The following is a 19,436-nucleotide window of genomic DNA, read 5'->3' on the forward strand; positions in this document are numbered from 1 at the left end:
CCACCCCATTGTTTTTATTGTCTGGTTGCATGAATTCGGCGCGCAAAAATCCCCCGCGCAGTGCTCTGCGTGTTTTTTTGAAAGCTGTTTTTTTAGTTAAAGGTCAGGGATCGATCAGGTGCAGAACGAATGACTCGTAAGGTCTTAAAGTCACCTGGCGCTTGCGCAACGGCTCGTCCGGATAGTTACTGATCAACTGGCGCTGGCTCATCGACTCGCTGATGACCGTCGCCGGCAACTCCACTTCACAGGTTGTCCCGTAAAAGTTGTTCACCACCAACAAACGCTCGGCGCTGCCTTCACGCACATACGCCCAGACCTGCAGATGTTCGGGCAGTAATTGTCGGTACACCCCTTCGGTCATCAGCGATTCGCGGCGACGCAGTGCGATCAGATTGCGGTAGTGATGAAGTACCGAGTCTGGGTCATCGAGCTGCTTGGCGACGTTGATCTGCGCGGCATTGGCCGGCACCCCGATCCACGGCTCGACACTGCTGAAACCGGCGTTCGGTCCAGCGTCCCAATGCATCGGCGTGCGGCCGTTATCACGGGATTTCTGCTTGATTGCCGCCATGTTGTCGGCATCGCTGCTGCCGGCTTCGCGCTTGAGGCGAAAGATGTTCAGCGTCTCGACATCGCGGTAATGCTCAATCGATTCGAACCCCGGATTGGTCATGCCCAACTCTTCGCCCTGATAGACGAACGGCGTGCCCTGCAGAAAATGCAGCGCGGTGCCGAGCATCTTCGCCGAGCGTTCGCGATACTCGCCGTCATTGCCGAAGCGCGAGACCACTCGCGGTTGATCGTGGTTACACCAGAACAGCGCGTTCCAGCCGCCACCGGCCTGCATGCCGGTCTGCCAGTCGGACAGAATCCCCTTGAGCTGAAGGAAATCGAAATCGGCGCGCACCCACTTCTGCAGGTTCGGGTAATCAACTTTCAGGTGATGAAAGTTGAAGGTCATCGACAGTTCTTTCGACTGTGGATTCGAATAACGAATGCAGTGTTCGAGGCTGGTCGATGACATCTCGCCGACATTGATCAGGTCATGCCCTTCGAAGACTTCGCGGTGCATCTGCTGCAAGTACGCGTGGACATTCGGCCCGTCGGTATAGAAACGTCGGCCATCGCTGTTGTCTTCGGGGAAGTCCTTGGGCTTGGAGATCAGATTGATCACGTCCAGACGAAAACCGCCGACGCCCTTGTCTCGCCAGAACTGCATCATCCGAAACACTTCAGCGCGCACTTTCGGGTTGTCCCAATTCAGGTCGGCCTGGGTGTGATCGAACAGGTGCAGGTAATACTGACCGGTCTGGGCTTCGTACTCCCAGGCGGAACCGCCGAACTTGGATTCCCAGTTGTTCGGCTGATCTCGCCAGATATAGAAGTCACGGTAAGGGTTGTCGAGGCTGCTGCGCGCCTGCTGGAACCATACGTGTTCGATCGAGGTGTGATTGACCACGATGTCGAGCATCAGCTTGATCCCGCGCTTGCCTGCTTCGGCGATCAGCAATTCGCAGTCGGCCATGCTGCCGTAACTCGGGTCGATGGCGTAGTAATCGCTGATGTCATAGCCGTTATCGCGTTGTGGCGAACGCAGGAATGGCGTGATCCACAAACAGTCGACACCCAGCCAGTGCAGGTAGTCGAGTTTGGCGACAATACCGAGCAAATCCCCTGTCGGGTTGCCGGCTTGACTATGAAAACTCTTCGGATAGACCTGGTAGATCACCGAACGCTGCCAGTCTTGCATGGCACATTTCCCTCTTGAATTTTACGAGCTCTGTAGGAGCTGCCGAAGGCTGCGATCTTTTGACTTTGAGAGGCAAGATCAAAAGATCGCAGCCTTCGGCAGCGCCTACAGATCGATTCAGGCAACCCGATAACCGGGGCGGACAATCTTCATGCTCAGTGCACAGGTCAGAACAAACGGCACGAGCATGGCAATCAGCATCCCGAGTACAAACATCGGGATGTACTGCGGAATGATCGAGATGAACCCCGGCAGACCACCGACGCCGATGGCCGAGGCCTGAACCTTGTTCAACGACAGGAACACGCAGCCCAGTGCCGAGCCGGTCAGCGCGGCATAGAACGGAAACTTGTAGCGCAGGTTGACGCCGAACATCGCCGGCTCGGTGATCCCGAAATAGGCGGAAATCGCCGAGGTCGACGCCATGCTCTTGTCTCGTGCATTACGGGTCATCCAGAACACCGCCAGGGCGGCGCTGCCCTGCGCGAGGTTGGACATGACGATCATCGGCCAGATGAAGGTGCCGCCCTGGGTCGAGATCAATTGCAGGTCGACCGCGAGAAACATGTGGTGCATGCCGGTGATCACCAGCGGCGCATAGAGCAGACCAAAAATCGCGCCGCCCACCATCGGCGCCAGGTCAAACAACATGACCAGCCCTTCGGTGATGAAGATGCCGATGTGGCGGGTCACCGGGCCGATTACCGCCAGCGCCAGCACACCGGTGACGACGATGGTGGTGATCGGCACTACGAGCAATTGAATGGCATTGGGCACGCGCGCGCGCAGCCATTTTTCGATCACGCTCATCACGTAAGCGGCCAGCAGAATCGGCAGAATCTGCCCCTGATAACCCACCTTCTCCACCTGAAACAGCCCGAGAATGTCGAAGTACGGCAACTGCTGCCCGTCCAGCCCGGCCACGGCCTTGCCGTAGTTCCAGGCGTTGAGCAGGTCCGGGTGTACCAGCATCAGGCCAAGCACGATGCCGAGGATCTCGCTGCCGCCAAAGCGTTTGGCCGCCGACCAGCCCACCAGCGCCGGCAGAAACACGAACGAGGTGTTGGCCATCAGATTGATCAGGCTCCAGAGCCCGTCGAGTTTCGGGTAAGCATCGAGCAGGGTTTGCCCGTCGATGAACATGCCTTTGGCGCCGAGCAGATTGTTGATGCCCATCAACAGGCCGGCAATGATCAGCGCCGGCAGGATCGGCATGAACACGTCGGAAAAGACCCGCACCAGACGCTGCATGGCGTTGATCTTTTCGGCGCTTTTCTGTTTGACGTCGGCGATGGTCGCCGCCGCGAGGCCGGTCTGGCGACGCAGTTCGGCATAGACCTTTTCCACTTCGCCCGGACCGATCACCACCTGATACAGGCCACCGGTGAAGAACGAGCCTTTGACCAGGTCGATCTGGTTCAGCGTGGCGCTGTCGACCAGGCTCGGGTCCTTCAGGGCCAGCCGCAACCGCGTGACGCAATGGGCGGCCTGTTCGAGGTTGTCGCTGCCGCCGAGGCTTTGCAGCAATTGCCTGGCGATGTTCGGGTAGTCGTGGCTCATGCTAGTTCTTCCGCTATGGATTGTTGTTATTGGCAGCACGCCGAAGCGAAAAATACTCGTCTGTACGAGTTAATGCAACAACTCGTACAGACGAGTTTGTTTATGTATGTTCCCGCCAGACCGCAGACGATTTTTCCTACTCGACCCTAAGGTGTTTCCATCGTCCACATGGACAAAGCCCTACCCTGGCCTTAAGGTTCGTGGCTTTGAGCACAGTCGGCACCGAGCCTACCCATGAGCAAATACAACCAGATCTATAGCGATCTGCTGGCCAGCATCACGACTGAACGCCTGGAGCGCGGCGCCCGCCTGCCTTCCGAAACCGAACTGATGGACAGCTATCAGGCCAGCCGCGGGACCGTTCGCAAGGCTATCGAACTGCTTCAGGAACGCGGTTTTGCGCAGAAAATCCACGGCAAGGGCACCTTTGTGCTTTCGACCAATCCGATCGAGTTTCAGCTCGGCGGCATCGTCAGTTTCCAGGAGACCTACCCGCGCCTGGGCAACGACGTCAGCACCGAAGTGGTCGAACTGAGCCAGATCCCGCTCGAAGGCGCCCTGCTCGAACACATCCATGCCGAACCCGGCAGCCTGATCACGCGGATCAAGCGCGTGCGGCGGATCGACGGCAAACGCGTGATCCTCGACATCAACCATTTCGTCAGCGAAGTGATTCCCGGCCTGTCCCTCGATATCGCCGAGCAGTCGATCTATGCGCATATCGAACAGACCCTGCAGTTACAGATCGCCTACGCCCAACGCACCATCGAAGCGGTGCCACGCAGCAAGGACGATCAACTGCACCTGGACCTCGACGGCCAGAGCCATGTGATCGTGGTCAGCAACCAGACCTTCCTTCAGGACGGTCGTCAGTTCGAGTACACCGAATCGCGGCACACCCTCGACAAGTTCTACTTTTCCGACGTGGCTCGGCGCTGACCCCGGCACATTTCCAACGATCATGTGCGGTACATATGTAGTGCACTCCCCTTGAGCGAATCGGCCATGCTCGGCCTTCATTTCTCAAGGATGGAGAAAGCATGTACGCCACCCCAAAAAGTCCTCTGCCAAACGCGGCAGACAAAGCGGCTCTGAAGCGAATCGCTTACACCGTCGTGCATAACTGCCCCGGTCTGCAGGACGCCGCCCACGAAGCCGCCCGTGATCTGCTTGAGGCCAAAGGCTTGCCGAGCCTTGATCCGGATCAGGTTTATTTCCATCGCTTCAAGACCGCCCAAAGCAGCACTCGCTCGTTTACCGGCTGGGAACACATCCGCGAAAAACCCTACGAATCGATGACCCTGACTCAACTGGTGATTCATCGTTTTCGCGCCACCGACCAGGACAACGCCGATCTTCTCGATCTGTACGGCGGCTTCTACACCGAAGGTCCGCAGGGCGAGAATTTCGACGAAAAAAACCAGGTGCGGCTGCATGGCGATGAGGTCTTGAAGGCGTTCTGGAGTCTCGACTTCAGTGGCCACTTCACCGCCACCCTGACGGACTTCTGGAACAGCCACAGCGAGGATTTCCGCACATTGGCCAAGTGCAATTTCCTCAGTCGTGCAGTGCAGGCGCTGGACCTTGAGCTACTCACCCGCAGTGACTTCCAATGGCTGGTGGACTCGGTGGTGGGGCCTGTCAGCTGGCCGATCACCCTGAGCATGCTGCAAGCGAGTCACACGCCAACGGGGGATGTTTGCGCCTTCGACGTTGACGGGCATGTCGCCACGCAACTGTTGCGCATCGTCGACCCCGGCGGTCGACAGATTATCTATCTGCCCAGTGAAGCCGAAGCCTTCGTGGTCAAGGAAACGCCCGCAGACCTGCATTGGTGGGTGCTGGAGCAACTGAACGACGCGAAACGCCGCGCGACCTTCCTCGAGCATTTTGCCCTCGCCGATCGTCAACACATGAGCGAGAACTTGCCCGATCTGATGAATCGATTGGTGGGCACCTGGGGCCGGGCCGACCACCACCTGATCAACCGCACAAACCAGGTGCTGAGTGACGATGCATTCAGTTGGCTGCGCGACTCGACACGTCAGGCGATGTTTGCTGAAGCGCACCTGTCGCTGACGTCCAATGGTGATCTGCGCAAAAAACTGTGGATCGGCTATCTGAGTGCAGGCCTCAAAGTGTTTGGACCGATGGCCACTGTCGGTTGGCCGCTGGCGTTGCCGGTAATAGGCGCGACCGTTGCCAACATGGGCCTGAATATCGATCAGGCGCAAAACGGCAAGACCAACGCCGAACGCAAGGCGGGCGTATTGGGTGCGGTATTGAGTGGCATCAACCTGTTATTCAACCTTCCATTGCTGATCGGCACCGGGCCGATGCTGGAGGTGGGCGCCGAGGTAGAGGCGGCAGAGGCCGCAGAAATGGCCGAGTACAGCGAAGCCTTGAATCCCTCAGCCGAAGCCGCCCCCCCATTGCAGATCATGGTGCCGGACGATCTCGACATCACCGTGCCGAATGTCGATGAAACGACGCTGATTCCGGCGCAGAACGCCCTTCCGCCCCCGGTGCCCGAACGGTATCAATGCAACGAGCTGCTCGATGGCGCGGCACTCGGCGAGGGATCCGGGAAATTCCACGGCGTCTACCGTCTCGACTCTGATCCTCCCTATGCCGTTCTGATGAATGACACTCCGTACTATGTCCGCTACTTCGCCAACTCTCGCGGCGGTGGCGACTGGGCAATCGTTGACCCGGAGCGTCCCAACCAGCTTGTTCACGCCTTGCCGATCCGCCTCAATGGCGAAGGGCAATGGGAGCGGATGCCAGCCCTGGGTCTCAAAGGTGGCGGCCAGTGCATGGGCAAACAATGCTCCCCGGATCTCGAACTCGACACCTTCGAACCTGTATCACCCGAGGCGGCCGCTCCACCGGCGGAGGAACCGCAACCCTCGACATCGCGCCCCCCGCGTCCTGTAACCAGCGCCTACGACATCGATCCGCCGGTGCGCCGTTCCATTAAAAGCTGGGCGTTGAACCTCGACGAAACCCATGCCCGGTTGCAGCCCGACGGAGACGGCGGCTTTGGCATGGATGACCCGTTCGAATTGTATGCCGCCGGCAAACGCCAACTCCTGCAGAGTTCAGCCCGAGGCTTTTTCAAGAATCTGCCGTGGATCATCCAGCCTGCGCGTCCGGCAATGCCCGAAATCAGCCGCCTGATGCCGCTGGCCGATCTTGTCGATGGAATTTTTGAAAGTGCTTCAGGGCTGGTGGTGGGAGAAACCCTTGATCGCATCGCCAGCCTGCGTTTTCTGATTGAGAGCATGCCGGCGCTGGCCCGCCACGCGAAAACCCTCTACCTGCGCGGGCTGCTCAGTGACTTCGCTCAGGTTGAGCTGAACCGCTACTTCACCAGCGGCAACATGACCGTTGATTTGCGCACTTACCTGACCAGCCTGGGCACCGATCCCGCCGGTCGATTCAACCCGCTGGAACTGGTCCAGGTCGCACGAGCGAACGGGGTTCGGGTCCAGGCGATCGATTGCGCGGCGAGCTACAAAATGAAAACGCCGCTGCCCTCCATCGACGAGCAAATGATGAGTACTTACCTGACAAACGACATCATGACCGGTGACGTCTACCTCAACAGTCCGGAAAAATGGATCGTAGTCACCGATGCTCACAACACCAACACCTTCAGAGGATTGCTGGGCCTCAGTGAGTTAAAGGGAGGCATCGGCCTGCGAATCGAAGAAGTCGGCCCCGGTACAGAGTTGGGCATGGATGTCGATCCGGGGGTTGAAGTACCACGCGGCAGCTCGCCGGGGGGAACCGTGAGGCAAGGTAATCCGGACCTTCTGCGCGCCGACCTGCGCTTGAAAGTTCAGGTCCCCGAGGTGACCTGGACCGAGGAGACGCTGGAGAATCTTTTGTACAGACGCGGCATGTATCTGTTCGAAAAAACAGGCGACAGCTACACCCTGATCCACCGCAGCAAACAGGGCATGCTCCAGCGCACTCCGATAACTCAATCGAGTGACGGCAAGGTCTCCCTCCATCGACCGGCATGGCAGCGAGTGAATGACATTGCATTCGCCAATCTGAAGGACATGTCTCAACGGTTGTCCGATACCGGGCTGATATTGCGCAGCCGGATTCCTGATTGAGGCTCTCCGGTTAGAAATGAGCAAGGAAGGCCCGACAACAAAAATGCCAGTCAGCAAAACTGACTGGCATTTTTCATCAACCTCCCTCTGCGCTTGTGAAGCCAGCTAGCGGCCTGTCGAGCGCCGGACAAACATCCCTCCTCCATCACCCCCACTCTATTATCAATAGCGGGCAATATGCGGTAGCCGGCTAGTGCACTCCCCTTGCGCCAATCGGTCATGCTCAATCTTTGTTTCTCAAGGATGAAGAACGCATGACCTCCCCCGAACGACGTCTCCTGCCAAACGCAGCGGACAAAACTGCCCTCAAAACCATTGCCTCGACTATCGTGCAGACCTGCCCGAGTCTGCTCGACGCAGCCCATCAAGTCGCCAACCAAATACTGGTGGACAAAGGACTGTCCGGCCTCGATTCCGACCGTGTTTACTTCCACCGTTTCAAAACGGCTCAGAGCAGCGCGCTGACCTTCACGGGTTGGGAACATTTGCTGGAAAAGCCTTACGAAACGCTCACTCTCACGCAGTTGGTGATCCATCGCTTTCGCGCGACCGATCAAGACAACGCAGATCTGCTTGGTCTGTACTGCGGCTTTTACTCGGATGGCCCGGAGACGGAAAACTTCAATCAGAGCAATGAAGTGCGGTTGCTGGGCAGCGATGTGCTGAAGGCGTTCTGGGCTGTCGACTTCAGCGCTCGCTACACAGGTCAACTGACGACATTCTGGCAAACCTCGTCGGATAACTTCCGCGCCCTGGCAAAGTGCAACTTTCTCAGTCTGGCGGTGCAGGCGCTGCAACACGGTGACCTTGATGGAGCTGATTTTCAGCGCATCGTCGGCTCGGTAATCGGCCCCGTCACCTGGCCCGTCACGTTGCAAATGCTGCAAGCGTTACACCCGGTCGGTGCTGAAGTGCGGGCGCTGGATCTCGATGGCCACGTCGCCTCCAATGTGCTGCGTCTGGTGGAGGACAGTGGCCGCCAGACCCTTTACCTGCCAGGCGAAGCCCGGGCATTCCTCTTGATGGACAATGAAGCGGATCTGCATTGGTGGATGCTTGAACAGATGAATTCAGAGGACAAGCGCACAGCGTTTCTCAAGCATTTCCCGCTGGCTGACCGCAATCAGATGAGCGAAAACCTCACCGATCTGATGAACCGCCTGGTGAGCACCTGGGGTCACAGTGATCACCAAATGATCAACCGCAGCAACGTCGCGATCACCGGTGACGCATTCACCTGGTTGAGCGAGTCGACACGCATAAGCATGGTTGCCGAGGCGCACCTGGCGCTCACTTCCAACAGTGACCTGCGCAAAAAACTCTGGATCGGTTACTTGAGTGCCGGTTTGAAAGTATTTGGCCCGATGGCAGCGGTGGGCTGGCCTTTTGCGTTGCCTTTGATTGGCGCCAGCATCGCGAACATGGGATTGAACATCGATCAGGCCATCAACGGCACTACGCCAACCGAACGCAAAGCCGGTGTTACCGGCGCAGTGCTCAATGCGATCGACATTGTGTTCAACATCCCGTTTCTGATCAGCACTGGCGCGCAACTTGAAGTGGGCCCGCAGGTGGAGTTTGCCGAAGCGCAAGAAATGCGCGGGTTGATCGAATTCACTTCGCCTGAAGCACCGCTCTTGCCGCCTCTGGATCAAACGCCAGTCACGGCGGTTGATCCAGAGGCGAGCGTTGAGCTGACAAACGAAATCCCCATCGAGACGACCATCGCCTCCACCGAGCAATTGGCCACGCCTGCTGCGCGCCAAAGTTCGTCCTTTCCAAAGATTCCGGCCAGTTATCGATGCAACGAGTTACTTGCACACCGTTCCGTAGAGGCAGTGCCAGGCAAATATGAGGGCATTTACCGCTTGGACAAGGAGCCGGGCTATGCCATCGAAATGGATGGCAACGCGTACTACGTGCGCTACTTTGCCGATTCCGAAGACGCTGGCAACTGGGCCATCGTCAATCCCGAGCGACCCAATCAGTTCGCGTACTCGCTACCATTACGATTCGGCAGTGGCGGCAAGTGGGAACGCATACCCGCGTTGCGTCTCAGAGGCGGCGGCCAATGCGTGGGCAAGGCCTCTTTTCGGGACACTGACCTGACCTCATCCTCGGCCCCAGCGTCGGCAACGCCGTCAGCGGAACTGCCCCTCGTCGAACCGGTTTCACCGGTTGCGCGACCACTGCGGCTGGTTACCCCCCTCAACGACATCGCAGGAATGGACATGGCGAAAATGAAAAGGTGGGCAATGAACTTGCCCGACACTTTCGCCGAGCCCTCCAGTGCAAATCGCGGAAAACCATCACCTGCCGATACGTATGCGGACTATTTCCGCAACAGACGCACGTCCAAGCTGAACGAGGCCAAAGAGTATTACTCAGAGCTGGACTGGACCAACCTGCCCGCACGGCCAGTCATCCCGCCAATCGATGCCGAGATGCAGACGGCTGAATTGATTGATCGCATCTTTGCCAATACCGATGGACTGGTCGTCGGCGAAACCCTTGATCGCATCGCCAGCATGCGTTTCATGATCGAAAACATGCCGTTGTTCGCACGGCATATCAACACACTCTACGTACGTGGTTTGCTGAGTGATTTTGCCCAGGCAGATCTCGACGACTTTTACCGGTCGGGAGAGATGTCAGAGGATCTTCGAGGCTACTTGTCCAGCCTGGGTACCGACCCTGATGGCCGGTTCAACATGCTTGAACTGATCAAGGCTGCCCAGGCCAATGGCATTCGGCCCCATGGTCTTGAAAGAGCGTTCAGTTACAAGGTGAAGATACCGCTTACTTCGATCGAAGAGCAGATGATCCACGCCCGGCTCGCATCGCAAATCATGTGGGGTGACGAGCTCCTCAACAGACCAGGCAAATGGGTTGCCCTGGTCGAGGCAACGAACACCAATACTTTCAGAAATCTGCCAGGCATCAGCGAACTCAGGGGCGGCATCGGTTTGCGGATTGAAGAAGCGTCGTCCACTGAAGTGGCCGGTGTCAGGATCGACCCGGGACTGGAAGTCACTCGGGGCCCGTTTGATAACGGGGCAACGACGCGCAACTCATCCGACTTTCTATTCGCGGATCTGCGCTTGCAGATCGAAACACCCGTGCCGCAATGGACTGAGGCGACAGTGAATACACTGCTGAATCGCAACGGCATGTTCATGTTCGAAAAAACGCAGAATGCATACACGCTTGTGCGTCGCAACAGCGACGGCAATATTGTTCGAACAATGGTGAATCGCAGAGGGGATGGTCAGGTTTACATCTGGGCACAGGCGATGCCGCGGATCAGCGGCATCATGTTCCGTGACATCGCCGCGTTATCCCAGCGTTTGATAGAGATCGGCTTGACCCTGCAAAGTCGCCTGCCAAGCTAACTGTTTTCAGGGCATGAAACGAAAAAACCCTTGGCTTCAGGCCAAGGGTTTTTTGTTAATCGACTTGCAGCGGGATCACTCCCACTCAATGGTCGCCGGCGGCTTGCTCGACACGTCGTAAGTGACGCGGGAGATGCCTTCGATTTCATTGATGATGCGGCCGGAAACGGTTTCCAGCAGTTCGTAAGGCAGGTGTGCCCAACGTGCGGTCATGAAGTCGATGGTTTCCACGGCACGCAGGGCAACCACCCAAGCGTAACGACGACCGTCGCCAACAACCCCAACCGATTTCACTGGCTGGAACACGACGAAGGCCTGGCTGACTTTGTGGTACCAGTCGGCTTTGCGCAGTTCTTCGATGAAGATGTGGTCAGCGCGACGCAGCAGGTCGGCGTATTCCTTTTTCACTTCACCGAGGATGCGCACGCCCAGACCCGGGCCCGGGAACGGGTGACGGTAGACCATGTCGTACGGCAGGCCCAGCTCCAGGCCCAGACGACGGACTTCATCCTTGAACAGTTCGCGCAGTGGCTCGACCAGTTTCAGGTTCATCTCTTCCGGCAGGCCGCCCACGTTGTGGTGCGACTTGATCACGTGGGCCTTGCCGCTTTTCGCGCCAGCCGACTCGATCACGTCCGGGTAGATGGTGCCCTGCGCGAGGTACTTGATGTTTTCCAGTTTGTTCGACTGGGCATCGAATACGTCGATGAAGGTGCGACCGATGATCTTGCGCTTCTTCTCCGGGTCGGCTTCGCCGGCCAGGTTGTTGAGGAACTGATCTTCAGCGTTGGCGCGGATCACTTTGACGCCCATGTTCTCGGCGAACATGGCCATCACTTGCTCGCCTTCGTGCAGACGCAGCAGGCCGTTGTCGACGAAGACGCAGGTCAGTTGATCGCCAATGGCTTTGTGCAGCAGCGCGGCAACCACCGAGGAGTCAACACCGCCGGACAGACCCAGCAGCACGTTGTCGGTGCCAACCTGTGCGCGGATGTTGGCGATGGCGTCTTCAGCGATCTTCGACGGCGTCCACAGGGCTTCACAGCCACAGATGTCGAGAACGAAGCGCGACAGGATGCGACCGCCCTGCTTGGTGTGCGTAACTTCCGGGTGGAACTGCACGCCGTAGTAGGCCCGATCGTCGTTGAACATGCCGGCGATCGGGCAGCTCGGGGTGCTGGCCAGGATGTGGAAGTCTTCCGGCATCCTGGTGACCTTGTCACCATGGCTCATCCATACGTCGAGACCGAACAGGCCATCGGCGTCGATGTGGTCTTCGATGCCGTCGAGCAGACGGCTTTTGCCGACCACGTCGACACGGGCGTAACCGAACTCGCGCAGTTCGGAACCTTCAACTTTGCCGCCCAGTTGCTCGGCCATGGTCTGCATGCCGTAGCAGATACCGAAAACCGGAACGCCCAGGTCAAACACGGCCTGCGGGCAGCGCGGGCTGTTGGCTTCGTGCACGGACTCGGGGCCGCCGGCGAGGATGACGCCTTTAGGCGCGAACTCGCGGATCGCATCTTCGTCCATGTCGAACGGGTGCAGTTCGCAATACACACCGATCTCGCGCACGCGGCGGGCGATCAGTTGGGTGTATTGCGAGCCGAAGTCGAGGATCAGGATGCGGTGAGCGTGAATATCGAGGGCCATGATTCAGTCTCGTCTAAGTCGTTCAGAAACAGTCGTGATTCAGAAACAACTCGGGGCTGAATCAAACAGCCCCGGTTGCTTACTTTATTGCTTGAAGGCTCAACCTACGCGGTAGTTTGGCGCTTCTTTGGTGATCTGCACGTCGTGAACGTGGGATTCGGCCATACCAGCGCCGGTGATCCGCACGAACTCAGGCTTGGTGCGCATTTCTTCGATGTTGGCGCTACCGGTGTAGCCCATCGAGGAACGCAGACCGCCCATCAACTGGTGAATGATCGCGCTCAGGGTGCCTTTGTAAGGAACACGGCCTTCGATTCCTTCCGGAACGAGTTTCTCGGCGCCTGCCGAGGAGTCCTGGAAGTAACGGTCGGAAGAACCTTGAGCCTGGGACATGGCGCCCAGCGAACCCATGCCGCGATAAGCCTTGTACGAACGACCCTGGAACAGTTCGATCTCGCCCGGCGCTTCTTCAGTACCGGCGAACATCGAGCCCATCATCACGCAGGAAGCACCGGCAACGATGGCCTTGGACAGGTCACCGGAGAAACGGATGCCGCCGTCGGCGATCAACGGAACGCCGGTGCCTTCGAGGGCAGCGGCGACGTTGGCGATGGCACTGATTTGCGGGACGCCGACACCGGCGACGATACGGGTGGTGCAGATCGAGCCAGGGCCGATACCGACCTTGACTGCGTCAGCGCCTGCTTCGGCCAGAGCCTTGGCAGCGGCGCCGGTGGCGATGTTGCCGCCGATCACCTGCACTTCAGGGAAATTCTCTTTGACCCAGCGAACGCGATCGATCACGCCTTTGGAGTGACCGTGGGCGGTATCGACCACCACCACGTCTACACCGGCATTGACCAGAGCGGCTACGCGATCACCGGTGTCTTTACCGGTACCGACCGCAGCGCCAACGCGCAGACGACCTTGATCGTCCTTGCTGGCCAGCGGGTAGGCTTTGGCTTTTTCGATATCGTTGACGGTCATCATGCCTTTGAGGGCGAATTTGTCGTCAACGATCAGCACGCGCTCGATGCGGTGCTTGTGCAGCAGTTCGCGTGCTTCGTCCTTGCTCGCGCCTTCCTTGATCGTGACCAGACGCTCTTTCGGCGTCATCACTTCACGGACAGTCGCTTCCAGACGGCTTTCGAAACGCACGTCGCGGGAAGTGACGATGCCGACCAGGTCGCCATCGTGCAGTACCGGAACGCCGGAAATGTTGTGCATGCGAGTCAATTCGAACAGGTCACGTACCGTGGCATCAGCCTCGATGGTGATCGGATCCTTGACGACGCCGGCTTCGAACTTCTTGACCTTGCGCACTTCGGCAGCTTGCTGCTCGATGGTCATGTTCTTGTGGATAATGCCGATGCCACCTTCCTGAGCCATGGCGATTGCCAGACGGGCTTCAGTAACGGTGTCCATGGCGGCAGAAACCAGAGGAATGTTCAGCTCGATGCCACGGGTAAGGCGGGTCTTGAGACTGACTTCGTTAGGAAGTACCTCGGAATAACCGGGCACTAAGAGAATGTCGTCGAATGTCAGAGCTTCTTGGCTGATACGCAGCATCGCGGGGGCTCCCGAGCGGGAAAATGGAAGCGCGCCATTATAGTCAGACACCCCCTGCTGTTCAATGTAAAACTCAGCTTAATATCAATGTTGCTGATATACGGAGATCCCCGCCGCTACAGCTCCACCTTGACCCAAGAGACAGGTTGATCGAGCCAATCGGCGAACTCATCGATAAAGCTTTGTTTGAAGCCAGCTTCCAGCCAGTTGTTGAAGATGAAGCCGAGGTTGGAGAACGCGCACTCCTGCAGATATAGAAAGCCGTTGATGTCATCTTCATGCCCGCACTCCGGGCAGGTGAAGTTGTCGGTGCGGCCCGGGAACCAGTCTTCAAGGCTTTCGAACAGCGCCTCGCCGACTTCACGGCGGCACTCGGCGCAACCGGCTTCTTCGAGAAAGCCTTTGGCCGGGGTGTAGATGCAGCGCTTGGTGACGATCTCCAGCCCGTTGATCGGCTCACCAAACGGCAATGCTTGCGGGTGCAGCACCACGGCACGGGCGCCATCGGCAATCGCGTAAGCCATGCGGTTGCCGGTGCGGCCACAGGTCGTCAGCTCTTCCTTGATGATGTTCTTGCGCACCAGCCAGCGCACGATCGCCCGGGCCCGGGGTTCGTGGACCGGCAGGGTGGAGATTTTCGGGACGATGATGCTTTGCGAATTCATGGTGCAGCCTGCGACGTCAAATGGAAATTCTGCGGTGCTCACTCCGCCGCCATCGCGGGCAAGCCCGCTCCCACAGGGATCTCGTTCGGTCACAAATGTTGTGTACACCAGAGAAACCTGTGGGAGCGGGCTTGCCCGCGATGGCGTCAGTGCGGCGGGCAGCTTAATCCCTGACAAAATCCGGTCAAGTGCTGAGGTAGCGCCCGATCAACGCCAGCCCGCTCGCCAGCACCAGCCACGTCACCAATCGCACAAACGCCTCGCGCGACAACTTCAGGGTCAAGCGCCGCCCGCCCCACAACCCCAGCGCCATGGCTGGCAACAGACACAGCGCCAGCATCAACAAGGGTAGCTCGGCATACACACCGGCGATGGCAAACAGGCTCAAACGCACCACCGTGCTGCAACTGATCAGCGCACTTTGCGTGGCCCGGGCCGCGTCTTTGGGCAAGCGGCTGTTGAGATAGATCGCATAGAGAAAGCCGCCACTGCCAAACAAAGCCCCGAACAACCCGCCTACCGTCCCCATCGGCAGCGCCCACGCTGCGGACAATTGCGTCGGCCGCGCTTTCACCCACAGGCTGTAAATCGCGTAAGCGCTGATAAACAGCCCCATCAACAACAGCAACACATCGGATTTGAGGTTGAGCAGGAAAATCACCCCCAGCGTACAACCGATCGCCATACACGGCAGCAACCGCAACAACTCGGGCTTCGCCACATCACGCCGCGAAGGCAGCAGATTGCCGAACGCCGCGACGAAATCCAGCAGCACCAGCAGCGGCACAATCTTCGACAACGGCATGAACAGAATCAGAATCGGCCCCGCCACCAACGCCGTGCCGAACCCGGCGATACCGAAGACGATATACGCCAGCACGATGCCCAATCCAATGACCACCCAGCCTTCGGCGCCCCACGACCACTCACTCAACAACCCCGCCACACTCATGGGTCTACTTCCTTAATAAGCCTGAGATGACTTTAGCCAGCGTCGAGGGTTGCGACTAATATCTTCGAGGTCGATTACTCATCTCGAAAAGGCATGGCTCGTGCTCTCCACCCGTCAATTGCGTTACTTCGTCGAAATCGCCGACTGCGGCAGCTTCAGTGCGGCAGCCGAACGGCTGTTTATTGCGCAATCGGCGCTGAGCCGGCAGATCAAGGACATGGAGACGCGGCTGCAAACCCCGCTGTTCGAACGAACCGCGCGCCAGCCTCGCCTGACAGCGGCAGGCGAGGCGTTTTTGCCGCGCGCCAGAAATCTGCTCAATGAGTTGAGCAAGGCCAGTGCCATGGCCACTGAAGTCGGCAACGGTCAGCTCGGCACGTTGCGCCTCAGCCATTCCAGCACCGTGTCGATCAGCGGACGTTTGCTCAGTGAAATCGGCGCGTATCTGCAGCAACAGCCTGGCGTGTCACTGGATATCGGCAAGTTGTCTTCCGAGACGCAACTGGAAGAGTTGGCCGAAGGACGCCTCGATATCGGCCTGCTGCGCCTGCCGGTGTTGCGCCAGCGTGAAGGGATTCAGGTTGTGCCGCTGTTTACTGAACGGTTGCTGCTGGCGGTTCCGATGGATCATCGGTTGGCCGCGGCTGAGCGTGTCGACCTGGCCCAACTGAAGGACGAAGCGTTCATCTCGATTCCGCATCCACAGCGCGGTGGCCTGAGCTATCTGTGTGCTGACCTGTGCATGCGTCAGGGTTTCTTCCCGAAAGCGGCGCGGGTGATGTCGCGCAAGACCACACAGTTACAGTTGATTCAGGCCGGGTTCGGCGTCGCCCTGCTGCCGGAATCCATGCAGGACATCGCCCCGAGCGGCGTACGATTCCTGCCGCTGACCGATCCCGATTGCCACAGCACCGTCGCCCTCGCCTATCGTCAGAATCCGACTCCGCTGATCCAACACTTCCTCCAGACCTTCACCAATCTTCTGTAGGAGCTGACGAGTGAAACGAGGCTGCGATCTTTTGATCTTGCCCGCCAAAAGAAAGATCAAAAGATCGCAGCCTTCGGCAGCTCCTACAGGGGAGCGTGTATTGCATTGGAAATTAGCTTTAAACTGCGCCCCATGATTAAAGATCCCTTTGCAAGACTTGGCCTGGACCGTGAAGTCCTGACCGTCAGCCAGCTCAACGGCCGCGCGCGGGTGTTGCTCGAAGACGTGTTCAGCAACATCTGGGTCGAAGGCGAAATCTCCAACCTCGCCCGCCCGGCGTCCGGTCACATCTACTTCACCCTTAAGGACAGCGGCGCGCAGGTGCGTTGCGCGCTGTTCCGGCAGAACGCCGCGCGCGTGCGTCAGGCGTTGAAGGACGGCCTGGCGGTGAAGGTGCGTGGCAAGGTTTCGCTGTTCGAAGGCCGTGGCGACTATCAACTGATCCTCGACACCGTCGAACCGGCCGGTGACGGCGCGCTGCGCCTGGCCTTCGATGCGTTGAAGGAAAAGCTCAGCGCCGAAGGTCTGTTCAGTGCCGAACGCAAAGTGCCGCTGCCGGCGCATCCGCAGCGCATCGGTATCATCAGTTCGCCGACTGGCGCGGTGATTCGCGACATCATCAGCGTGTTCCGCCGGCGTGCGCCGCAGGTGCAACTGACGCTGATTCCGACTGCCGTACAGGGCCGCGAGGCCACCGCGCAAATCGTCCGCGCGCTGAAAATGGCCGATGCCCGTGGTTTCGATGCGCTGATCCTCGCCCGTGGCGGCGGTTCGCTGGAAGACCTCTGGTGCTTCAACGAAGAAGCCGTGGCCCGCGCCGTCGATGCTTGTGTGACACCGATTGTCAGCGCCGTCGGCCATGAAACCGATGTTTCGATCAGCGACTTTGTTGCCGACGTCCGGGCGCCGACGCCTTCCGCGGCAGCCGAATTGCTCGCGCCCGATTCTAGCCACTTGATCCGTCAGGTCGAAAGCCTGCATCGCCGCTTGGTGATGCGCATGCGCGATCGCTTGATGCGTGATCGCCTGCGCCTCGAAGGCATGGCGCGGCGCCTGCGTCATCCCGGCGAACGTCTGCGCCAGCAGGCGCAGCGTCTGGACGATCTGGACATGCGCATGCGCCGGGCGTTCGAGCGCCATCTCAATACCCGTCGCGAACGCCTGATCCGCCTGGAAACCCGCCTCGCCGGGCAACATCCGGGACGGCAACTGGCGATGTTGCGTCAGCGCCTCGACAGCCTCGCCGAACGCTTGCCCCGGGCCATGCGCGAAGGTCTGAAAAACCGTCGTCTGCAACTGCACAGCCAGATGCAGACGCTGCACGTGGTCAGCCCGCTGGCAACGCTCGGTCGCGGTTATAGCATTCTGCTGGATGAGCGCGGCCACGCGATCCGCAACGCCGCGCAAACCCACACCGGCCAGCGTCTCAAAGCCAAGCTCGGCGAAGGCGAACTGCAAGTGCGCGTCGAGGACAATCACCTGACGCCCGTCACCCTTTCTTTACTGGACTGATCCATGCCGCGTTTTCTGGCTCCACTGTTTTTGCTCTGTCTGACCTTTAACGCCCACGCCGACAGCTACATCACCCGGCTGCTGAACAAACCGGTGCCGGGCGGCGTCGCGGTGGTTGATCTAGGCTCAGCCGCGCAGGCACCGAAAGCCACCTATCAAGGTAAACCGGTGCTGGTGGTGAAAGAGCAGAACAACTGGCTGGCGATTGTCGGCGTGCCGTTGACCGTTAAGCCGGGTGCGCAACAGATCAGCAGTGGCGGGCGTAATCTGCCGTTCACCGTGGGCAACAAGAAGTACCCGGAACAGCGCATCACTCTGAAGAACAAACAGCAAGTAAACCCGGATCAGTCGAACCTCAAGCGCATCGAGGGCGAACTGGCCGAGCAGATCAAGGCTTACCGCAGCTTCAGCCCGAACACGCCGAGCAATCTGTTGCTGGACAAACCGGTGAACGGGCCGCTATCGAGCAAGTTTGGCGTGCGCCGCTTCTTCAATGGTGAGGAGCGCAATCCCCACGCAGGCCTCGACTTCGCGGTGCCGATGGGCACGCCGATCAAGACCCCGGCGGCGGGCAAGGTGATCCTCACGGGCAACTACTTCTTCAACGGCAACACGGTGTTTGTCGACCATGGCCAGGGCTTTATCAGCATGTTCTGCCATATGTCGAAGATTGATGTGAAAGTCGGCGATCAACTGGCGCGCGGCGCGGTGGTCGGCAAGGTTGGCATGACCGGCCGGGCGACCGGCCCGCACATGCACTGGAATGTCAGCCTTAATGATGCGCGGGTGGATCCGGCGATTTTCATTGGTGCGTTTCAACCTTGAATATGTGTTGAGGCGACCGGCCTCTTCGCGAGCAGGCTCGCTCCCACACTGGATCTTATTCACAACACAGATCCCCTGTGGGAGCGAGCCTGCTCGCGAAGGCGGCCTATACAACACAGCAATACTCAATGAATCCCTAAAAACCTCGATTGCGCCCCAATCAAACCTCGCGCAAATATCACAACGTTCAGCGATCTCCAGCGCAATAAAATCCCGCAAAAACCCGCTTTCCGAGTATTCCTCTCAATTTTTTCCGACTGCTTGCCATCCTCTCCCCTCGCGGTTAGGGTTGAAGGCATGAAAACCTCTCACACCCTCATTCAGCTTCGCCAGCACCGCAGCCTGTGCCTCGTCAGCGCACGACTGCCAGGCTGAATCGCGGCACCTCGTCCCACGCTTTTCCCTGAACATTCGTAACACCGGCAGGCCGCCTCTTTTCG

Annotated in this window: 12 protein-coding genes; 6 read left to right on the forward strand and 6 right to left on the reverse strand. The window is 58.7% G+C overall.

Going from position 1 to position 19,436, the window contains the following annotated elements; translation table 11 throughout:
* Positions 1-103: 103 nt before the first annotated feature.
* Positions 104-1,753 carry an alpha,alpha-phosphotrehalase gene (gene treC / locus M5G26_RS10860; protein WP_273915300.1) on the reverse strand — a complete coding sequence of 550 codons (1,650 nt, stop codon included), beginning with the start codon at positions 1,751-1,753 and terminating at the stop codon, positions 104-106.
* A 117-nt stretch (positions 1,754-1,870) separates the two neighbouring features.
* Positions 1,871-3,313 (reverse strand): PTS system trehalose-specific EIIBC component, encoded by a 1,443-nt coding sequence (treP, locus tag M5G26_RS10865; RefSeq protein WP_273915301.1) that lies wholly within the window; start codon positions 3,311-3,313, stop codon positions 1,871-1,873.
* Positions 3,314-3,547: 234 nt separating this feature from the next.
* Here treP and treR point away from each other — a divergent pair, with 234 nt between their 5' ends.
* From treR to M5G26_RS10880, 3 genes are all read left to right on the forward strand, one after another.
* Positions 3,548-4,252, forward strand: coding sequence for a trehalose operon repressor (treR, locus tag M5G26_RS10870; protein WP_034156275.1), 705 nt, complete (start codon positions 3,548-3,550; stop codon positions 4,250-4,252).
* A gap of 101 nt (positions 4,253-4,353) precedes the next feature.
* A complete protein-coding gene (locus tag M5G26_RS10875) occupies positions 4,354-7,440 on the forward strand; it encodes a membrane-targeted effector domain-containing toxin (protein WP_273915302.1) in 3,087 nt (1,028 codons plus the stop codon).
* Between the two features lie 254 nt (positions 7,441-7,694).
* Positions 7,695-10,832 carry a membrane-targeted effector domain-containing toxin gene (locus M5G26_RS10880; RefSeq protein ID WP_273915303.1) on the forward strand — a complete coding sequence of 1,046 codons (3,138 nt, stop codon included), beginning with the start codon at positions 7,695-7,697 and terminating at the stop codon, positions 10,830-10,832.
* 75 nt (positions 10,833-10,907) lie between these two features.
* Here M5G26_RS10880 and guaA read toward each other — a convergent pair whose 3' ends face one another.
* The 4 genes from guaA to M5G26_RS10900 form a co-directional block, all read right to left on the reverse strand.
* Positions 10,908-12,485 carry a glutamine-hydrolyzing GMP synthase gene (gene guaA, locus M5G26_RS10885; RefSeq protein ID WP_186530297.1) on the reverse strand — a complete coding sequence of 526 codons (1,578 nt, stop codon included), beginning with the start codon at positions 12,483-12,485 and terminating at the stop codon, positions 10,908-10,910.
* Positions 12,486-12,584: 99 nt separating this feature from the next.
* Positions 12,585-14,054: an IMP dehydrogenase gene (guaB, locus tag M5G26_RS10890; protein WP_007916845.1), complete on the reverse strand. Its 1,470-nt coding sequence runs from the start codon at positions 14,052-14,054 to the stop codon at positions 12,585-12,587.
* A 116-nt stretch (positions 14,055-14,170) separates the two neighbouring features.
* Positions 14,171-14,719: a sugar ABC transporter ATPase gene (locus tag M5G26_RS10895; RefSeq protein ID WP_150652706.1), complete on the reverse strand. Its 549-nt coding sequence runs from the start codon at positions 14,717-14,719 to the stop codon at positions 14,171-14,173.
* 184 nt (positions 14,720-14,903) lie between these two features.
* Positions 14,904-15,671 carry a sulfite exporter TauE/SafE family protein gene (locus M5G26_RS10900; protein WP_273915304.1) on the reverse strand — a complete coding sequence of 256 codons (768 nt, stop codon included), beginning with the start codon at positions 15,669-15,671 and terminating at the stop codon, positions 14,904-14,906.
* A 100-nt stretch (positions 15,672-15,771) separates the two neighbouring features.
* Between M5G26_RS10900 and M5G26_RS10905 the strand changes: the two genes are divergently transcribed.
* The 3 genes from M5G26_RS10905 (at position 15,772) to M5G26_RS10915 (ending at position 18,996) form a co-directional block, all read left to right on the forward strand.
* Positions 15,772-16,659, forward strand: a complete 888-nt coding sequence (locus M5G26_RS10905) for a LysR family transcriptional regulator (RefSeq protein WP_150693190.1) — start codon at positions 15,772-15,774, stop codon at positions 16,657-16,659.
* Positions 16,660-16,791: 132 nt separating this feature from the next.
* Positions 16,792-18,171, forward strand: a complete 1,380-nt coding sequence (gene xseA, locus M5G26_RS10910) for an exodeoxyribonuclease VII large subunit (RefSeq protein ID WP_016984362.1) — start codon at positions 16,792-16,794, stop codon at positions 18,169-18,171.
* Positions 18,172-18,174: 3 nt separating this feature from the next.
* Positions 18,175-18,996, forward strand: coding sequence for a M23 family metallopeptidase (locus tag M5G26_RS10915; protein ID WP_273915305.1), 822 nt, complete (start codon positions 18,175-18,177; stop codon positions 18,994-18,996).
* The last annotated feature ends 440 nt before the right edge of the window (positions 18,997-19,436 follow it).

The sequence above is a fragment of the Pseudomonas sp. TNT2022 ID642 genome, from assembly GCF_028656995.1.
GTDB lineage: Bacteria > Pseudomonadota > Gammaproteobacteria > Pseudomonadales > Pseudomonadaceae > Aquipseudomonas.